The 18,065-nt window shown below is 66.8% G+C and carries 15 protein-coding genes; 4 read left to right on the top strand and 11 right to left on the bottom strand.

What is annotated here, in order from left to right:
- Positions 1 to 95: 95 nt before the first annotated feature.
- Positions 96 to 1,295, bottom strand: a complete 1,200-nt coding sequence (locus DK26_RS10780; protein WP_066471664.1) for an MFS transporter — start codon at positions 1,293 to 1,295, stop codon at positions 96 to 98.
- A gap of 117 nt (positions 1,296 to 1,412) precedes the next feature.
- On the opposite strand from DK26_RS10780, the gene DK26_RS10775 reads away from it, so the two are divergent.
- Positions 1,413 to 2,300: a LysR family transcriptional regulator gene (locus tag DK26_RS10775; protein WP_066471662.1), complete on the top strand. Its 888-nt coding sequence runs from the start codon at positions 1,413 to 1,415 to the stop codon at positions 2,298 to 2,300.
- Positions 2,301 to 2,334: 34 nt separating this feature from the next.
- Here the strand turns inward: DK26_RS10775 and metH are convergent, their stop codons facing one another.
- The 5 genes from metH to DK26_RS10750 form a co-directional block, all read right to left on the bottom strand.
- The gene (metH, locus tag DK26_RS10770; protein WP_066471660.1) at positions 2,335 to 6,087 is read right to left on the bottom strand and encodes a methionine synthase; all 3,753 of its coding nucleotides are present in this window, start codon (positions 6,085 to 6,087) and stop codon (positions 2,335 to 2,337) included.
- Positions 6,088 to 6,127: 40 nt separating this feature from the next.
- Positions 6,128 to 6,358: a hypothetical protein gene (locus DK26_RS10765; RefSeq protein ID WP_066471659.1), complete on the bottom strand. Its 231-nt coding sequence runs from the start codon at positions 6,356 to 6,358 to the stop codon at positions 6,128 to 6,130.
- A 52-nt stretch (positions 6,359 to 6,410) separates the two neighbouring features.
- Entirely contained in the window at positions 6,411 to 7,322 is a 912-nt protein-coding gene (gene metF, locus DK26_RS10760; RefSeq protein WP_157089615.1) for a methylenetetrahydrofolate reductase [NAD(P)H], read from the bottom strand.
- Positions 7,322 to 8,302, bottom strand: a complete 981-nt coding sequence (locus DK26_RS10755; protein ID WP_066472607.1) for a metalloregulator ArsR/SmtB family transcription factor — start codon at positions 8,300 to 8,302, stop codon at positions 7,322 to 7,324. Before DK26_RS10755 ends, metF begins: the two co-directional genes overlap by 1 nt.
- Positions 8,303 to 8,492: 190 nt before the next feature.
- On the bottom strand, positions 8,493 to 9,932 hold the full coding sequence (locus tag DK26_RS10750; protein ID WP_066471656.1) for a PLP-dependent aminotransferase family protein: 1,440 nt from the start codon (positions 9,930 to 9,932) through the stop codon (positions 8,493 to 8,495).
- Positions 9,933 to 10,016: 84 nt separating this feature from the next.
- On the opposite strand from DK26_RS10750, the gene DK26_RS10745 reads away from it, so the two are divergent.
- Positions 10,017 to 10,880: a DMT family transporter gene (locus DK26_RS10745; RefSeq protein ID WP_066471654.1), complete on the top strand. Its 864-nt coding sequence runs from the start codon at positions 10,017 to 10,019 to the stop codon at positions 10,878 to 10,880.
- A 14-nt stretch (positions 10,881 to 10,894) separates the two neighbouring features.
- Here the strand turns inward: DK26_RS10745 and DK26_RS10740 are convergent, their stop codons facing one another.
- The 3 genes from DK26_RS10740 to DK26_RS10730 all read right to left on the bottom strand — a co-directional run bounded on the left by DK26_RS10740 (position 10,895) and on the right by DK26_RS10730 (position 14,080).
- Positions 10,895 to 11,494 (bottom strand): MOSC domain-containing protein, encoded by a 600-nt coding sequence (locus DK26_RS10740; RefSeq protein WP_066471652.1) that lies wholly within the window; start codon positions 11,492 to 11,494, stop codon positions 10,895 to 10,897.
- Between the two features lie 48 nt (positions 11,495 to 11,542).
- Positions 11,543 to 11,746, bottom strand: coding sequence for a cold-shock protein (locus tag DK26_RS10735; RefSeq protein ID WP_066472604.1), 204 nt, complete (start codon positions 11,744 to 11,746; stop codon positions 11,543 to 11,545).
- A gap of 135 nt (positions 11,747 to 11,881) precedes the next feature.
- The gene (locus DK26_RS10730) at positions 11,882 to 14,080 is read right to left on the bottom strand and encodes a glycoside hydrolase family 3 N-terminal domain-containing protein (protein ID WP_066471650.1); all 2,199 of its coding nucleotides are present in this window, start codon (positions 14,078 to 14,080) and stop codon (positions 11,882 to 11,884) included.
- 117 nt (positions 14,081 to 14,197) lie between these two features.
- Here DK26_RS10730 and DK26_RS10725 point away from each other — a divergent pair, with 117 nt between their 5' ends.
- Together DK26_RS10725 and DK26_RS10720 are read left to right on the top strand one after the other, a co-directional pair.
- On the top strand, positions 14,198 to 14,824 hold the full coding sequence (locus DK26_RS10725) for a YitT family protein (RefSeq protein ID WP_066471647.1): 627 nt from the start codon (positions 14,198 to 14,200) through the stop codon (positions 14,822 to 14,824).
- Between the two features lie 68 nt (positions 14,825 to 14,892).
- Positions 14,893 to 16,038, top strand: coding sequence for an alpha-hydroxy acid oxidase (locus DK26_RS10720; protein ID WP_066472603.1), 1,146 nt, complete (start codon positions 14,893 to 14,895; stop codon positions 16,036 to 16,038).
- A gap of 12 nt (positions 16,039 to 16,050) precedes the next feature.
- Here DK26_RS10720 and DK26_RS10715 read toward each other — a convergent pair whose 3' ends face one another.
- Positions 16,051 to 17,064 (bottom strand): DUF2891 domain-containing protein, encoded by a 1,014-nt coding sequence (locus DK26_RS10715; RefSeq protein ID WP_066471644.1) that lies wholly within the window; start codon positions 17,062 to 17,064, stop codon positions 16,051 to 16,053.
- Entirely contained in the window at positions 17,061 to 17,984 is a 924-nt protein-coding gene (locus tag DK26_RS10710; RefSeq protein ID WP_066471642.1) for a hypothetical protein, read from the bottom strand. Before DK26_RS10710 ends, DK26_RS10715 begins: the two co-directional genes overlap by 4 nt.
- Positions 17,985 to 18,065 lie beyond the last annotated feature (81 nt).

Raw genomic sequence — 18,065 nt, 5'->3', positions numbered from 1 at the left:
CCGCTCGATTTTCTTGTCGCGACTGCAGGCGAAGCCAAGCCACCGCAATAGCGGTACAATACGCGAATACGCACAGCAGGCCTTCAGCAGCGCAACTAGCCGAGCTTGGCGACGCTAAAGCCATGACTCCTTGCGCCCCATGCGACCGCGAATGTCGCGATCAGAAGCGCCGCCAGCACCCACGGGAACGGTGTCACGCCAAACTCGCTCAGCAGTAGGCCGCCCAGAATGCCGCCGCCGGCGATGGCGAGGTTCCAGGTCGTCACCAGCATCGACTGGGCGACATCGGCCGCGTTGCCCGCTGTCTTGGCGGAGGCCGTCTGGAACAGCGTCCCGACCCCGCCGAAGGCCAGCCCCCAGACGGCGACCGCGCCATAGATCACCGCGGGCACAGTACCCGCCATTCCGAGGGCCAATGCGGAAAGACCGAACAGCGCGACGCTCGCGAGAACCAATTCGCGCAGCCAGCGGTCGATCAGGGCGCCGGTGATCCAGATGCCGAGCAGAGAAGCGAGGCCGAAGACCAGCAGCACGATGTCGGTCCGGTCCTTGATACCGGCCGGCTCGAGGAAGGGCGCGATGTAGGTGTAGAGCGTGTTGTGGGCGAGCACATAGGCGAAGACCACGAACAGAACCGGCCGGACGCCCGGCAGCGTGAAGACCGCCCTCAGCCCGAACTCCTGCCCCCGCTTCTGGCCGGGAAAATCGGGCACGCTGGCCAGCACCCAGAAGACGAGGAGCACCGTCAGCCCGCTCATCACGCCGAAGGTCCAGCGCCAGCCCACAAGGGTGCCGAGGAAGGTGCCCGCCGGAATGCCGAGCGAGAGTGCGAGCGGCGCGCCGACCATGGCAATGGCGATCGCGCGCCCCTGCAGATGCTCGGGCACCATGCGCGCGGCATAGCCGGCCGCGAGCGCCCAGAGCAGGCCCGCACTCATGCCCGCGACGAAACGCGCGACGAGCGTGACAGCATAGCTGTCGGAAATCGCTGTCACCGTGTTGACGACAGCGAAGCCGGAGATGGCGAGCAGCAGCAGCGTCCGCCGCCGCCAGCTCTGCGTGGCGATCGTCAGGGGAATGGCGGAGACGAGCGAGCCAACCGCATAGGCGGTGACGAGCTGGCCGATCAGCGCCTCGGACTGTCCGAGGCTCGCAGCCATTTGCGGGAGCAGGCCCGATGGCAGGATTTCGGTCAGAAGCGTGATGAAGGCCGCCATGGCGAGCGCCAGCAAGCCGCCCAAGGGCAGCCGCATTTCGCGCGCGCCTGCCGATATCGTGTCCGTCGCTGATGTCATGAGTAGAGCGCCTTTAAAGATGGGTCGGCGCTTGAGGTAGCTGGTTCCCAATGGGCGAAAAACAGGACACAACTCAAGACACTTTGGACATTTCCGTCATGATCGGGTGACCACCGCATGGACAGTCTCGGAGCGCTCTTCGCCTTTGTGCATGCGGCCGATGCCGATGGTTTCACTGAAGCCGGCCGCAAGCTCGGCATCTCCGCCTCGGCCGTCAGCAAGGCCGTGGCGCGGCTGGAGGAGCGGCTCGGCGCGAGGCTGTTCCACCGCTCGACCCGCAGCGTCACGCTGACGCCGGAGGGGGCGATGTTCCTCGAACGCTGCCGGCGCATCCTTTGCGAATATGAAGCCGCGGAGCTCGAATTGTCGCGCAGCCGGGCGACCCCGCAAGGCAAGCTGCGCGTCAGCCTGCCGTCGATGAGCATGATCCCGATGGCGAAGCTCGCCGCCTTCAAGCGGCGCCATCCGCAGATCGAGCTTGAACTCGACTCCACCGACCGCGTCGTAGACGTCATCGGCGAAGGCTTCGACGTGGTCCTCCGCACCGGCGAGCACGCGGATTCCCGGCTGATGACCCGCACGCTCGGCCATTTCCGTCAGGCGCTCGTCGGGTCGCCGGACTATTTCCGCCAGATGGGAAAGCCGGAGAAGCCCGAGGATCTCGCCCGGCATGCCTGCCTCGTCTACCGCTTCGCCAACACCGGCAAGCTCCACCAATGGCCCTTGTCCAGACAGGGCGAGCCTGTGCAGGTTGAGATCCAGCCCAGCGTCGTAACGAACGCGCTCGAAGCGCAGATCGGCCTCGCCGAAAGCGGGCTCGGCATCGCCTGCGTTCCCGATCTGTCGGTCGCTGAGCACCTGCGACGCGGCTCGCTCGTCCGCATCCTCGAAAGCTATGTCGAGGTGCAGACGAAACTCAGTGTGATGTGGCCCGCCAGCCGCTACGCCTCGCCGAAACTACGGGCCTTCGTCGATTTCGCCGCCGAGGAGTTCCTCGCCCCATGACAGCGCCTCGCCGCATGCGCAGCAAGGTGGCTGATCACTCGGCCGCCTCAAGCCTGTAGGCACTGGTGTCGTAGTTCAGGATCGGCGCCAACCAGCGCTCGACCTCACGAATGTCCATGCCCTTGCGCGCGGCATAGTCCTCGACCTGATCGCGCTCGACCTTGGCGACGCCGAAATAGTAGGCGTCGGGATGCGAGAGATAGAGGCCCGAGACCGAGGAACCCGGCCACATCGCAAAACTCTCGGTCAGCTTGACGCCGACGCGGCGCTCCGCCTGCAGCAGCTCGAACAGCGTCGCCTTCTCGGTATGGTCGGGCTGGGCCGGATAGCCCGGCGCCGGGCGGATGCCCTGGTACTCCTCGCGGATCAGGTCCTCGTTCGAATAGTTCTCGTCCGGCGCATAGGCCCAGAACTCCGTGCGCACGCGCTGGTGCATGCGCTCGGCGAAGGCCTCGGCGATGCGGTCGGCCAGCGCCTTGACCATGATCGAGCGGTAGTCGTCATTGTCGCGGGCGAAGCGCTCCGAGATGCGCTCCTCCTCAGCCCCGGAGGTCACGACGAACGCCCCGATATAGTCGGGCGCCCCGCCTTCCGGCGCGACGAAGTCGGAGATGCACATGTTCGGCTTGCCATCGCGCTTCGAGAGCTGCTGGCGCAGGCCGTGGAAGGTCGCGAGTTTCTCTTGCCGGCTCTCGCCAGTATAGAGCCGGATATCATCGCCGACCGCATTCGCCGGCCAGAAGCCGACCACCGCCTTCGGGTTGAACCAGCGCTCCTCGACGACGCGCTTCAGCATTGCCTGCGCATCTTCCCAGAGCGCACGCGCTGCCTCGCCCTGCTTCTCATCCTCGAGGATCGCAGGGTACCGGCCCTTCAGCTCCCAGGTCTGGAAGAACGGCGTCCAGTCGATCAGCGGCACGAGCTCGGCGAGGTCGTAGCTGCGGAACACACGGGTGCCGAGGAAGGTCGGCTTCGGCGGCTGGTAGCCGGCCCAGTCCGGCCTGAAGGCGTTGGCGCGCGCCTTGGCGAGCGGCAGGCGCTGCTTGTCGGCCTCGGAGCGGCGATGGGCGGCGGCGACCTTCTCGTACTCGGCCTGGAGGCCCTCGACGTAAGGCCCCTTCTGCTCCTGCGAGAGCAGGCTGGAGACGACGCCGACGGCGCGCGAGGCATCGGTGACATAGACCGCCTGGCCCTGGTTGTAGGCAGGGTGGATCTTCACGGCCGTGTGGACACGGCTCGTCGTCGCGCCGCCGATCAGGAGCGGGATATCGAAGCCCTCGCGCTCCATCTCGGAGGCGACCGTGACCATCTCGTCGAGCGAGGGCGTGATCAGACCGGAGAGGCCGATGATGTCGACCTTCTCCTTGCGTGCGGTATCGAGGATCTTCTGCGTCGGCACCATCACGCCGAGGTCGATGACCTCGTAGTTGTTGCACTGGAGCACGACGCCGACGATGTTCTTGCCGATGTCATGGACATCGCCTTTCACCGTCGCCATCAGCACCTTGCCGGCCGCCGAGCGCTCGGCACCGCCATTGAGGCGCTTCTCCTCCTCCATGAACGGCATCAGGTAGGCCACGGCCTGCTTCATCACCCGGGCCGACTTCACCACCTGCGGCAGGAACATCTTGCCGGCGCCGAACAGGTCGCCGACCACGTTCATGCCGGCCATCAGCGGCCCCTCGATGACATGAAGCGGCTTCTCCGCCTGCGCCCTCGCCTCTTCCGTATCGCGATCGATGAACTCGGTGATGCCGTTCACGAGCGCGTGCTTGAGACGCTCGTGAACGTCGGCCTCGCGCCAGGCGAGGTCCTTGCCCGAAACCGCCGCCGAGCCGTCGCCCTTGAAGCGCGGCGCGGCATCGAGCAGCCGCTCGGTCGCATCCTTGCGGCGGTTGAGGACGACATCCTCGCAAAGCTCGCGCAATTCGGGATCGAGATCGTCGTAGGAGCCGAGCTGGCCGGCATTCACGATCCCCATATCCATCCCGACCTTGATGCAATGGTACAGGAAGACCGAATGCATCGCTTCGCGGACCTTCTCATTGCCGCGGAACGAGAAGGACAGGTTCGAGACACCGCCCGAGATATGCGCGTGCGGCAGCGTCTCGCGGATAGTGCGGGTCGCGTTGATGAAGTCGTTGCCGTAGTTGTCGTGTTCCTCGATGCCGGTCGCGACCGCGAAGATGTTCGGATCGAAGATGATGTCCTCGGGCGGGAAGCCCGCGACCTCGGTCAGCAGCTTATAGGCGCGGGTGCAGATCTCGATCTTGCGCTCATAGGTGTCGGCCTGGCCGGTCTCGTCGAAGGCCATGACGACGACGGCCGCGCCGTATTGCCGGCAGATGCGGGCGTGCTCAAGGAAAGCTTCCTCGCCCTCCTTCATCGAGATCGAGTTGACGATCGGCTTGCCCTGGATGGTCTTCAGGCCTGCCTCGATCACATGGAATTTCGAGGAATCGACCATGATCGGCACGCGGGAGATGTCCGGCTCCGAGGCGATCAGATTGCAGAACTCGGTCATCGCCTTCTCGGAATCGAGCAGGCCCTCATCCATGTTGATGTCGATGACCTGCGCGCCATTGGCGACCTGGTCGCGCGCCACATCAAGCGCCGCCGCATAATCGCCATTGGTGACGAGCTTGCGGAACTTGGCCGAACCGGTGACGTTGGTGCGCTCGCCGACGTTCACGAAGGGGATGGTCTCGTCGAGCGTGAACGGCTCGAGGCCGGCAAGCCTGAGATACGGCTTCGGCTCCGGCACGGTGCGCGGCGCCTTGCCGGCGACGGCTTCGGCGATGGCGCGGATATGGCCGGGCGTCGTGCCGCAGCAGCCGCCGACCATGTTGACGAAGCCGGCATCGGCGAATTCGGCGAGCATCGCCGCCGTCGCCTCGGGGCGCTCGTCATAGAGGCCGAACTCATTGGGCAGGCCGGCATTCGGATAGGCGCAGACCAGCGTCCCGGCGACGCGCGACATGTCCTTGATATGCGCGCGCATCTCGCGCGCGCCGAGCGCGCAGTTGAGGCCGATGGTCAGCGGATTGGCGTGGCGCACCGCGTTCCAGAACGCCTCGACCGTCTGGCCCGACAGGGTGCGGCCGGAAAGATCGGTGATCGTGCCGGAGATCATCACCGGCAGGCGGATGCCCCGCTCGCGATAGACCTCCTCGATCGCGACGATCGCCGCCTTGGCGTTGAGCGTGTCGAAGATCGTCTCGATCAGCAGCAGCTCCGAGCCACCGTCGATCAGGCCGCGCACCTGCTCGGCGTAGGAATCGCGCACCTGGTCGAAGGTGACCGCTCGGAAGCCGGGATTGTTGACGTCGGGCGAGATCGAGAGCGTGCGGTTGGTCGGGCCAATAGCGCCGGCGACGAAGCGGCGGCGGCCATCCTCCTTGCGAGCGATCTCGGCTGCCTCGCGGGCGATGCGAGCGCATTCGACGTTCAACTCATAGACGATCGCTTCCATGCCGTAATCGGCCTGGGCGATCGAGGTGCCCGAGAAGGTGTTGGTCTCGACGATGTCGGCGCCGGCCCGGTAATAGGCGAGATGGATGTCGCGCAGCGCATCGGCCTGCGTCAGCGCGATCAGGTCGTTATTGCCCTTGAGATCGTGGTTCCAGCCTTTGAAACGCTCGCCGCGGAAATCGGCCTCGGAGAGCTTCAGATTCTGGATCTGCGTGCCCATCGCGCCATCGAGCACGAGGATGCGCTCCGAAGCGGCCTGGCGCAGGGCGCGGTCGATCTCGGCGCCGTCGGCGGGAGTGGGCTTGTAGTCGGACATTGCTACGCTTTCACCGGAAGGCGGAAACAGGAATTGCGGTTCAGTGCTGGCCTTCGAGGGCGGCGAGGCGCTTCTCGATTGCTTCGATGCGCTCTTCGACCTCTGCGGCGGCGTAGCGGCCCAGGACGGATTCGCCAAACGCCGCCTGCCTGACATTCTCGAGGCGCTTCTTGATCTCCGTCAGGTCGGTACGGACCTCCTCGCGGAAAGCCGCATTCTCCGCGCGCATCTCCCGCAGGAGCGGGAGGATCAGGTCGTCAGGCTCAGCCATATGACATCATCCCTGCTTGTCACCCCTCTAATATAGGGCGACGAAATCGACCTCACTCCGCCGCCACCTGCTGCGCCTGCACCTTCTCCGGCTTCAGGCCGACGAGATGGCAGATCGCATAGACCAGATCGGCCTTGTTCATCGTGTAGAAGTGCAGGTCCGAGACGCCGCGATCGACCAGGTCGAGCACCTGCTCGGCGCAGACGGCGGCGGCGACGAGCCGACGCGTCGCCGGATCGTCCTCGAGCCCCTCGAAGCGATCAGCCAGCCATTGCGGCACGCTCGCCCCGGTCTTGCGGGCGAAGCCGGCCGTCTGCCGGAAGTTCTGCACCGGCACGATGCCCGGCAGGATCGGGATCTCGATGCCGCGAGCGCGAACCTTGTCGAGATAGCGGAAATAGACATCGTTATCGAAGAAGAACTGGCTGATCGCCCGCGTCGCGCCGGCATCGACCTTCTTCTTCAGCGCGTCGATGTCGGCATCGAGCGAGGCCGCTTCCGGGTGCTTTTCCGGATAGGCCGAAACCGTGACCTCGAAATCACCGACTTTGCGAATGCCGGCGACGAGGTCCGAGGTCTGGTGATAGCCCTGCGGATGCGGCTCGTAGACCGTGCCGAGCCCGCCGGCAGGATCGCCGCGCAACGCCACGATATGGCGCACTCCGGCGGCCCAATAGGCGCGGATCACATCATCGACCTCCTCGCAGGAGGCCGAGACGCAGGTCAGATGCGCTGCCGGCTTCAAACCGGTCTCGTCGACCATGCGCTTGACGGTGTTGTGCGTGCGCTCGCGCGTCGAACCTCCGGCGCCATAGGTCACCGAGACGAAGGCCGGGCCTAGCGGCTCGAGCCGACGCACGCTCTCCCAGAGGCTGACCTCCATCTCCTCGTTCTTCGGCGGGAAGAACTCGAAGGAGACGCGCGGGCGGCGCGAGCCGTGCCGGCTGGGGCGGAAAGCGTTCATCACGCAACCTCACGATCGAACTGACGAAGGGGGAAATCGCCCTGGAGGCGCCGGTCGCGGCCGCGCCAGAGCATGACACCGAGCTGGCCGCTTCCACCATCGGCGGCCGTGATCTCCTCGGCGAGATCGCATTCGAGGCCGGCTTCGGCGAACCAGGCGAGGATCTCGTCCTTCTCGAAGCCGAGGCGGCGATGGGCGTGCTCGGTGCGCAGGAATTCCATCTCGTGCGGCGCGAAATCGACCAGGATCAGCCGCCCGCCCGGGGCGAGCAGCGCCGCCGCCTCGCGCAGCGCACGAGCCGGGTCGTCGAGGAAATGCAGGACCTGATGGACGATCACGAGGTCGAAGGAGCCGCGCGCGAAGGGCAGCGCATAGATGTCGCCCTGCCGGAGCTCGACCCGCGACAGCCCGGCTTTCTCCAGATTGGCCCGCGCCACCGCCAGCATGGCGTGGCTTGCATCGACGCCGACCGCCCGCGCCGCCTTTGGCGCCAGCCGCTCCAGCATGCGCCCGGTGCCGGTGCCGAGATCGAGCAGCGCCTGCAACGGCTGCTCGCCGACCGCAGCCTCGACCGCCGCCTCGACCGCTGCATCGGAGACGTGTAGCGAGCGCAACTGATCCCATTCGCGCGCGACATTGGCGAAATAGGACTGGGCGGCGGCAGAGCGGGTCGCGCGCACCGCAGCGAGCCGCTCACGATCGGCCGCCAGGACCGGGTCGGCGGAATCGAGATCCCGCGCCAGCGAGAGCGCGAGCGCGCCGCCCGGCGTCGCATCGTCGAGACGGAAGAAGGCGAAGGCTCCCTCGCGTGAGCGGCGCAACAAGCCCGCCTCCGCCATCAACTTGAGATGCCGCGAGATGCGCGGCTGCGACTGGCCGAGGATGTCGGTCAGGTCCGAAACCGAGAGCTCGCCTTCCGCCAGCAGCGCCAGGATCCGCAGGCGCGTTTCCTCGCCCGCCGCGCGTAGCGAGGCCAGCATGGTCGGCAGCGAATGACGGAACCGGCGATTCACCTGCAAACACCTCGAAATTCTATGAAAGATATAAAGATATCTTTATGTCAAACACGAAGGCGATGCAAGCCTGATTGTCCGATATTCCAGTCGACACCGACGGATCAAACAAACGCAGGAGCCCTCTGCCACACAGGAAGGGCTCCGGACAGCCTTCCTACGTGGGCTTGTGTGATGCAGCTGCCTGCATCGCCCCCCGGAGCACCCCGTAGATCCGCGGATCGGCCGCCTGCGCTACGTTGAAACGCATGAAATGCCGGGCCGTCTGCGTCAGGCTGAAGGCATTTCCCGGCGCGAGCACGACGCCCTCGGCCAGCGCGTGCCGGGCGATCTGCGCGCCGTCGAGCTCGCCGGGCAAGCGGCACCAGAGAAACATGCCGCCACGCGGCGTCAGCCAGGGCTCGATGCCGAGCCCGGCGAGCCGGCCGCGCGTCTCGGCCATAGCCCGCGCCAGCCGCTGGCGGAGTGCCTCGACATGCCTGCGATAGCTGCCGTCCTTCAGGAGGTCGAGGACCAACTCGGCCGCAAGCCGCCCGCCACCAAATGAGAGCGCGACCTTGAGATCGGTCAGCCCTTCGATCCAGTCGGGCCTTGCAGCGATGTAGCCGCAGCGCACCGAGGCCGACAGCGTCTTCGAGAAACTGCCGATCTGGACGACCCGTTCCAGCCCGTCGAGCCCAGCGAGCCTCGGCGCCACCTCCGGTTCGATATCGCCGAAGATATCATCCTCGACGATGGTCAGCCCGGACTGCTCGGCGAGCTTGAGCAGGCGATGGGCAGTCGCGGCCGAGAGCGTCGCGCCGGTCGGATTGTGCAGGGCAGAGTTGGTGACATAGAGCCGCGGCCGATGCTCGGTCAGCGCCTGCGCGAACAGGGCAAGATCGGGGCCCGACGGCGTATAAGGCACACCGACGATCTTCACCCGGTGAACGCGCAACAGCGCATGAAAATTGAAATAGCAGGGGTCGTCGACCAGCACCGTGTCACCGGGCTCGAGCAGGAAGCGGCAGACCAGGTCGATCGCCTGCGTACCCGATTCCGTCAGGACGATCTGGTCCGGCGAAGCCTCGACGCCGCGCTCCCCCAGGCGATGGGCGAGCAGATGGCGCAGCCCCGGCAGGCCGAGCGGCGTGCCGTATTCGGCCAATGTCCCGGCCTCGGCCCGGCTGAGCCGGCGCAGCGACTGGCGGATAGAGGCCTCCGGCATCCAATCGGGCGGCAGCCAGCCGCATCCGGCCCGCAAGCCCTCGACACCGGCTTCGAGTGATTGCCTGGAGAGCCAGAGCGGATCAATGGCTCGGTCGAGCTTCGGCGCGACATCAGCGAGCGAAAGCGGCGGCAGTCGCCGAACGTAGAAGCCGGAGCCGCGCTTCGCCTGGATCGCCCCTTCCGCCGCCAATCGTTCATAGGCTTCGACCACGGTCGATTTCGACACGCCCATGCTCTCGGCGAGACCGCGGATAGAGGGCAGCTTGGCGCCTGGCACCAGCGTTCGCCCGGCGATGCGCTGCCGGATGGTCGCCATGACGCGCCCGACCAGCGTGTCGGCTGCCGCCCCGCTATCGGCGGAATACTTAATCTGTACGGCATCCTGCATCAGGACAGTTTGCCCGAACTGTACCGGACTGTCTCTGGAAATCCGTGAGCCCGCGCCGCATGCAGGCAGGCTCCTGGAGGGATCATGGACAGAACTGCGAACGGCCTGCTCAACGGCTTTATCGGCGTCCTTATCTTCAGCGGCTCGCTGCCGGCGACGCGCGTCGCCGTCGCTGATTTCGACCCGATCTTCCTGACGGTAGCGCGCGCCGCCATCGCCGGGCTGCTCGGGCTCGGGCTCCTGCTCGCGCTCAGGCAGAAGCGGCCGAGGCCCGAAGACCTGCTGCCCCTCGCCGTGGTAGCGCTCTGCGTCGTCGTCGGCTTCCCGCTGCTCACCGCGCTCGCTCTACAGCACGTCACCTCTGCCCATTCGATCGTCTTCGTCGGCCTGCTGCCGCTCGCGACCGCGATCTTCGGCGTGCTGCGTGGCGGCGAGCGGCCTCGGCCTGCATTCTGGCTCTTCGCGATCCTCGGCAGCCTCTGCGTCGTCGGCTTCGCCTGGACCCAAGGCTTCGCCGCCTCTCCGGTCGGCGATCTCCTGATGCTCGCCGCCATCGTCGCCTGTGGCCTTGGCTATGCCGAGGGCGCTCGCCTCTCGCGCCATCTCGGCGGCTGGCAGGTGATCTCCTGGGCACTGGTGCTGTCGCTGCCGATCATGGCCGGCCTGACGCTGCTGACGCTGCCGGCCTCGTTCGCCCAGGCGGGCACCCCGGCCTGGCTCGGCCTCGCCTATGTCTCGCTGTTCAGCATGCTGATCGGCTTCGTCTTCTGGTATCGCGGCCTCGTCCAGGGCGGCATCGCCGCCGTCGGGCAACTGCAGTTGCTGCAGCCCTTCTTCGGGCTGTCTCTGGCGGCTTTGCTGCTCGGCGAAACCGTGGGCTGGCAGATGGTGGCGACCTCGATCGCCGTTATCGCCTGCGTCGCCGGCGCAAGGCGCTTTGCACGGTAGGCCGCGCCGACGGCTCAACCCTGCATCGGCTTCAGCACGACCACGGTATCGCCGGGCGCGATCCGCCCCGGCACGTCGACCGAGAGCACGAGCCCGCGCAAGCGCGCCGCCGCCTTGACGAAGGAAAATTCGAGCTCCGGCCGGCCGACAGCCGCGGCGATAGCTCGGCCTGAGAGCCGGCATGGTGCGTTATAGGCCTCGACCCGCAGGACGGCATTGCCGTCGAAGCGGCCCTTGCCGCCCCAGGCACCACCGATTGCGAGCCGACTGCCCGGCGCAATCTGCGAGAAGCCCGGCAATCCCTCGACCACAAGGTTGCCGCCGATCCATTGCGGCGGCAGCGCCTCGATCGCGAGCGAAGCGGCAATCTCGGCGAGATCGCCCGGGCACAGCGCCGAGAGCTGCCGGTCGTTGCGCAGCACGGTTCCCCGCGACAGCCAGGGCTCGCGCGCGCCAGCACGACGCGTCGCGCCGTGATGGCGGTCGCCTGGAATACCGTGATGATCGAGATCGAGATGATCGGCGGGCGCAGTGACGAAGCTTGCGCCGGAGCGATCCGTCCGCGCGGCCTGCAGTACCGCGACGAGCCTTCCGCTTGCGAGCACAGCCGTCATTGCGGCCGGGCCGGCGGTGGCCTCGCCGTTCTCATGCGTCCGGCCGGCTCAGATCAACTTGAGCGAGCCGGCTGCTGTCTTGCCCCGTTCGGTCTTGAGCTCGAACGAGACCTTCTGTCCTTCCGTCAGCGTCAACATCCCCGCTTCCTTGACGGCAGTGACGTGCACGAACACGTCCTTGCCGCCATCAGCGGGCTGAATGAAGCCAAAGCCTTTCTCGGTATTGAACCACTTCACGGTTCCGGTCGCCATCGCCGCATCCTTTGGAGCATTCATGGTCTCGCGACGCGCCTTGGAGACTAGTTCTCCAGGAGCCGCGCCAGTCGAGGATTGACCGAAAACGAAATCTTGTCGAGATCAAAGCATTGGCAATTAAAGCGGACCTCTTCAGGGTTTCGTGATCTCGAATTGCGTCTTCGCCTGCGCCAGCGACGCCCCGCCGAGATAGACCTCGATCAGGCCGGGATCGAGCTGGTAGCGGCCCGCATCGTCATGGGTGCCCAGTGTCCGGGCCTCCAGCTTGAAGCGCACAGTCTTCGTCTCGCCGGCCTTCACGAAGACTTTGTCGAAACCCTTGAGTTGGCGCAGCGGCCGCGACCGCTCCGCCACTGGCTGGCGGACATAGAGCTGCACCACCTCCTGCCCGTCGCGCTCGCTTTGGTTGGTGACGTCAACGCTGATCTCGGCGACGCCGTTCATCGCCACCTTCTCGCTCGAGACGCGCGGATTGGCATAGGAAAAGCGGCTATAGGAGAGGCCGAAGCCGAACGGGTAGAGCGCCTCATTGGCCTCGTCCATGAAGATCGATTCATAGCGCTGGCGGATCTTCTGCGGCCGGCCGGTCGGCAGCTGGTCGTAATAGACCGGGATCTGCCCGACCGAGCGCGGGAAGCTCATCGGCACCCGCCCCGCCGGATTGGCCTTGCCGGCCAGGACCTCGGCGATGGCGGCGCGTCCCTCGGTGCCGCCATGGAAGGTCTGGACAATCGCCGCGACGTGCTTGTCGGCCCAGCTCAGGACCAGCGGCCGGCCCGTCGCCAAGACCAGCACCACCGGCTTGCCGGTCGAAACCAGTGCCGCGAGCAGCTCCTGCTGCACGCCCGGTAGGCCAAGATCGGTGCGCGAGGCGCCCTCGCCCATGAACTCGCAATCCTCGCCGAGCATGGCGACGACGAGATCGGCCGCAGCGGCCGCCTTCACGGCTGCGTCCTTGTCCTTGAACTCGGTGCCGCAATTCTTGGTGAAGGCCGGCTCGTAGGCGACCGTGACATCGGCCGGGAGCTGCTCGCGCAGCGCGTCCGGCAGCGGCTGGACGAGGCGGCGGCCGAGCCCGGCCGGATCGGTCCAGACCCGCTCATCCTCCGGCACCGCCATGGCGCCGATCACCGCGACCGACTTCACCGCAGGCGCGATCGGCAGCGTCGCCTTGTCATTCTTGAGCAGGATGACGCCCTCGCGCGCCGCCTGCCGCGCGACCTTGCGCGCTTCTTCCGTCTGCATCAGCGACGGCGCCGCGGCGACGTCGACATCAGGCCGATCGAACAGGCCGAGATGGTACTTGACCCGCAGCACGCGCCGCACCGCCTCGTCGAGCGCCTTCACCGGCACGCGCCCAGCCTTCACCTCATTGGCGAGGTGCTTGTGGAAGACGTCGCCCATCATGTCCATGTCGATGCCGGCGAGCAGCGCCTTGCGCGCCGCCTCGGCATCGTCCTTGGCGATGCCGTGCAGGCGCAATTCGGTGATCGAGCCGAAATCCGAGGTGACGAAGCCGCGAAAGCCCCATTTGCCGCGCAGGAGGTCGGTCAGCATGCCGCGATGGGCCGTGGCCGGCATGCCGTTCAGCGCGTTGAAGGCCGCCATCGCGGTCATCGCGCCGGCCTCGAAGGCGGCCTTGAACGGCGGCAGGTGCAGATCGTGCAGCTGGCTCAGCGGAATCCAGGTCGAGTTGTAGTCGCGCCCGGCCTCGCCCGCGCCATAGCCGACGAAATGCTTGACGCTCGCCGCGACACCGCCGCGCTGATAGCCGCGGGTCCGCGCCGCCGCGACGACGCTCGCGAGATGGACATCCTCGCCGGCGCCTTCCAACACGCGCCCCCAGCGCGGATCCCGCGACATGTCGACCATCGGCGCGAAGGTCCAATTGATGCCGGCGGCGCTCGCCTCGCGCCCGGTCCAGTAGGCCGCTTGCTCGATCAGTTGCGGGTTCCAGCTCGACGCCTGGCCGAGCGGCAGCGGAAAATAGGTCGAGAAGCCGTGGACGGCATCGAGCCCGATGATCAGCGGTATCTTCAGCCGTGACTGGCGCACCGCCTCCTGGACCTGACGGACCTCCTGCGGCACGACGAAGTTCATCACGGCGCCCATCCGACCGGCCTTGACCTGATTGATGTCGAAGCCCTCGCCGCGGCCGGAGAGGTGGAGCTGGCCGACCTTCTCCTCCAGCGTCATCTTGCCGATGAGCGCATCGACCTTGCGCTCGATCGCGGCGGCCTCGGGGCCGGCCTTCCAGCCGACCCCCTGCTGGGCGAAAGCGATAGTGGCGAAGCCGCAGGTCAGAAGTGCAGCGAAGAGCCGCAGAATCATGTTGAAGCCTTGTGCTTGCTCGGAAGGTCGGGCGCCCGGTACAGGATCGGCGCGGATGGCTCAACCATTGCTTCGCCGCCGGGCCATGAATGGAAGCTGAAGCGCGCGCGTCGACGGATGACACAGATGACGATCGGCACGGGCGCGACCAACCGGCACCGCCTCTACGAAGACGCACTGGCGATGCTGCTCGGCGCGATGCTGGTCAGCCTCGGCGTCGTGCTCTACGCCAAGGCGACGCTGGTGACCGGCGGGCTCGCCGGCCTCGCGCTCCTGGTCGAAGCGGCTGGTGGCCCCGCCTTTTCCGCCGGCTTCTTCCTCCTGAACCTGCCCTTCTACTGGCTTGCGCTGCAGCGCCTCGGCCGCGGCTATACGCTACGGACCTTCCTCGCCGTCGCGCTGGTCTCAGGCCTGAGCTGGGCGACGCCGCAGCTGATCCGGATCGAGCAGATCGATCCGTTCTATGCCGCGATCGCCGGCGGCTCGCTGATGGGCATCGGCATGCTCGTACTCTTTCGCCACCGCACCGGGCTCGGCGGCGTCAATGTGCTCGCCGCCTATCTTCAGGAGCAGCACGGCCTGCGCGCCGGCTGGGTCCAGCTCGGCATCGACGCCGCGATCCTCGCCGCAGCCGCTTTCGTGCTGCCACTCGACAAGGTCGCGCTCTCACTGGTCGGCGCCGTCGCGCTCAATCTCAACCTCGCGATCAACCACAAGCCGGGCCGCTATCTCGGCGTGACATGACGCGGGCGTTGCCTCCCGCGACATTCCATGCGACCGAGCGCAGCGACGACAATGCGGACGAGGCGACCATGGCCCAGCTCTTGACCATCGAGGATCTGCGCATCCAGGCGAAGCGCCGCGTGCCGCGCATGTTCTACGACTATGCCGATTCAGGCGCCTGGACCGAAGGCACCTACCGCGCCAACGAAACCGACTTCGCCCCGATCAAGCTGCGCCAGCGCGTCGCGGTCGACATGACCAACCGCACGCTCGCCTCGACCATGGTCGGCCAGAACGTCTCGATGCCCGTCGCGCTCGCGCCGACCGGCCTCACCGGCATGCAGCACGCCGATGGCGAGATCCTCGCCGCCCGCGCCGCCGCCAAGGCCGGCGTGCCCTTCACGCTCTCGACCATGAGCATCTGCTCGATCGAGGACGTGGCGCAGAACAGCCCGGCGCCGTTCTGGTTTCAGCTCTATGTGATGAAGGACCGCGACTTCATCGGCCGGCTGATCGACCGCGCCAAGGCGGCCGGCTGCTCGGCGCTGATGCTGACACTCGACCTGCAGATCCTCGGCCAGCGCCACAAGGACATCCGCAACGGCCTCTCCGCCCCGCCGAAGCCGACGCTCGCCAACATGATCAACCTCGCCATGAAGCCGCGCTGGTGCATGGGCATGCTCGGCACCAAGCGCCGGACATTCGGCAACATCGTCGGCCATGCCAAGGGCGTCGGCGATCTCTCCTCGCTCTCCTCCTGGACCGCGGAGCAGTTCGACCCGGCTCTGAGCTGGGACGACGTCAAATGGATCAAGGACCGCTGGGGCGGCAAGCTGATCCTCAAGGGTATCCTCGACGCCGAAGATGCCGAGCTCGCGGCCCAGAGCGGCGCCGATGCGCTGATCGTCTCCAACCATGGCGGACGCCAGCTCGACGGCGCGGTCTCCTCGATTGCCGCACTGCCCGGCATCGTCGAGCAGGTCGGCGGCCGCATGGAGGTCTGGATGGATGGCGGCATCCGCTCCGGCCAGGACGTGATCAAGGCCGTGGCGCTCGGCGCGCGCGGCGTGCTGATCGGCCGCGCCTTCCTCTACGGGCTCGGCGCGATGGGCGAGGAAGGCGTGACCCGCTGCCTCGACATCATCCGCAAGGAGCTCGACATCACCATGGCCCTCTGCGGTCTCCGCGACATCCAGGACGTCGACGGCCGCATCCTGGTGAAGGGCAAAGCCTGAGCGCCTCGACGCTCAGGGCTCCTCTTCCAGAGCGAGAACGGCGAAGCTGGCGAGCCAATGCTCGCCCATATAGTCGCCGGCGATGTGCGGGATGCCTGCGGCGAGATGCTCCGCCGCAGCGGCTTTGACGACCGCCCGGCGGGCATCGTCTTCCGGCAGCGCGCCGGCCAGCGCCCGCCAGCACCAGGCGCGGCTGAGGTTCAGCCCGTCGAGATGGGCGATCTTGCCATCGCTGCGATCCGTCACCGTCGCGGGCCGGAACAGCGTCGCCGGCTCCTGGCGCACCAGCCGCGGCAGGAACTTGTCGAACCAGGGCAGAAACTGGTCCGCGGCGAGCAGGCGGCGCATGCATTCGGCCTCGATCAGGGCCGAGGACTGGAAATCATCGCCGCTCGGCTCGCCCCAGGCCGGGCAGTCCGCGTCATCGCCATACCAGCGCAAGGCGGTTTCCCGCAGCAACGTCGCGAAATCCGTATCCGCCGTTGCGGCCGCATAATCCGCCGCCATGCGCAAGCCGAAGGCGGTGTTGAAATGCGTCCCGACCCGCACCGGATAGGTCGCGAGCGGCAGGAAATCGCGGAAGCGCTGCGCGAAGGCCTCGGCCAGTGGCCTGGTATTCTCCGACCAGCTTTTGTCGTCGAGCAGGCTCAGCTCCGCCGCCAGCTTCAAGAGCCACCCCCAACCATAGGGGCGCTTGAAGCCGCGCGCGGTGGGAGCCGCGAGATAGGCGCATTCGACCGCGACCTTCTCCGGCGTGAGCTGTTCGTCGAACAGAGCGCGGATATCGCCAGCGGCCTCGAAGCCCGGATAGCGCCGCAGCAGCCGCGCCAGCATCCAGTAGCTGTGCACGCAGGAATGCCAGTCATAGCTGCCATAGAAGATCGGATGCAGATCGCGCGGAGTCTGCGCATCCTGCGGCCCGGCCAGCGTATGGTCGGGCTTGTTCGGGTATTCGCGCCGGACATGCCCGAGCGCGATGCGGGCGAAACGAAGCGCGATTTCCTCGGTGAGGCGGGCTGCGGTCACGATGGCTTCCTTGCTCTGGCGTAGCTGATGATCAGGTCGATCAGACGCGGGGTGATATAGATCGGCAACTGCGTCGCCGCGAAGAACAGCGCCATGCGTGGCGAGGCAGCGGCGCCGAGCGCCGACCAGACCAGCCCGACATTGCGGTTGCCGAGGATGAGGCCGACGGTCAATCGCTCGGCGAGCGCACCGGGTAGCAGGGCAGCCCCTACTCCCTGCAGACCGAGATTGCAGGCGAAAGCAAGCGCGAGGCAGAGCAGCGCACCATGCCAATCCGCCGCGATCTGCGCGCGGACCCCGGCCATAGTAGCGACCACGAAGACGAGCAGCGCCGCAACCACGACCCTGTCGACGGCTTCGCCATGGCTGTGCAATTGCGGCCCCGCAAAGCGCCGCAGCAGCAGGGCGACGCCCTCCGCGCCACCGACCAGCAGAGCAAGGCGCAAGGCAAGATCGAATGCGCTGATGCCGATGCCGCCGAACCAGCCGGCGAGAAGCGGCACGGTGAGCGGCGCGAGCGCCATACACAGCAGCGTCACCGCGAGCGGAACCGTGCAATCGAGCCCGAGCATCCGCGCCACCGCCGCGGTGCCGCTCGACGGCGGCGCGGCGGTCGCCAGCACGAGCGCGAGCGCCAGCTCAGCGCCGAGGCCGAGACGATAGGCGATCAGGCCGATCAGAGCCGGACAAGCGACCATGACGGTGACCGGGAGCAGCACGGAGAGCGCCGGCCGGCCGAGCACAGCAACAACCGCCTTCCCTTCGGTCCGCAGCAGCGTGCCGAGCACGATGACGAAGATCATCACCGGCATAGACGGCCGGGCCAGCTCGGCCAGCGCCGGAAAGGCCAGGCCGACCAAAACGCCGAGCACCAGAATGGTCGGTCCGCGCGGCACGAGGCGCGACAGGGATATTCGCATGCGCCTCTTCCGGCGGGTTCGACTCCCCTCCTTTCAGCAACCCGCACGGCATTGTGGAAATCGATTTTTATTATATGTACT

The organism is Allobosea sp. WAO, from assembly GCF_001509835.1.
GTDB lineage: Bacteria > Pseudomonadota > Alphaproteobacteria > Rhizobiales > Beijerinckiaceae > Allobosea.
This window is presented reverse-complemented; position numbering and strand designations above follow the sequence as displayed.

Coding starts and splice junctions, on each gene's coding strand:
- DK26_RS10775 (WP_066471662.1), top strand. CDS start 1,413: ATGGACAGTCTCGGAGCGCTCTTCGCCTTTGTGCATGCGGCCGATGCC.
- DK26_RS10750 (WP_066471656.1), bottom strand. CDS start 9,932: ATGCAGGATGCCGTACAGATTAAGTATTCCGCCGATAGCGGGGCGGCA.
- DK26_RS10730 (WP_066471650.1), bottom strand. CDS start 14,080: ATGATTCTGCGGCTCTTCGCTGCACTTCTGACCTGCGGCTTCGCCACT.
- DK26_RS10735 (WP_066472604.1), bottom strand. CDS start 11,746: ATGGCGACCGGAACCGTGAAGTGGTTCAATACCGAGAAAGGCTTTGGC.
- metF (WP_157089615.1), bottom strand. CDS start 7,322: ATGAACGCTTTCCGCCCCAGCCGGCACGGCTCGCGCCGCCCGCGCGTC.
- DK26_RS10765 (WP_066471659.1), bottom strand. CDS start 6,358: ATGGCTGAGCCTGACGACCTGATCCTCCCGCTCCTGCGGGAGATGCGC.
- DK26_RS10780 (WP_066471664.1), bottom strand. CDS start 1,295: ATGACATCAGCGACGGACACGATATCGGCAGGCGCGCGCGAAATGCGG.
- DK26_RS10755 (WP_066472607.1), bottom strand. CDS start 8,302: ATGCTGGCCTCGCTACGCGCGGCGGGCGAGGAAACGCGCCTGCGGATC.
- DK26_RS10740 (WP_066471652.1), bottom strand. CDS start 11,494: ATGACGGCTGTGCTCGCAAGCGGAAGGCTCGTCGCGGTACTGCAGGCC.
- DK26_RS10710 (WP_066471642.1), bottom strand. CDS start 17,984: ATGCGAATATCCCTGTCGCGCCTCGTGCCGCGCGGACCGACCATTCTG.
- DK26_RS10725 (WP_066471647.1), top strand. CDS start 14,198: ATGACACAGATGACGATCGGCACGGGCGCGACCAACCGGCACCGCCTC.
- DK26_RS10745 (WP_066471654.1), top strand. CDS start 10,017: ATGGACAGAACTGCGAACGGCCTGCTCAACGGCTTTATCGGCGTCCTT.
- DK26_RS10720 (WP_066472603.1), top strand. CDS start 14,893: ATGGCCCAGCTCTTGACCATCGAGGATCTGCGCATCCAGGCGAAGCGC.
- metH (WP_066471660.1), bottom strand. CDS start 6,087: ATGTCCGACTACAAGCCCACTCCCGCCGACGGCGCCGAGATCGACCGC.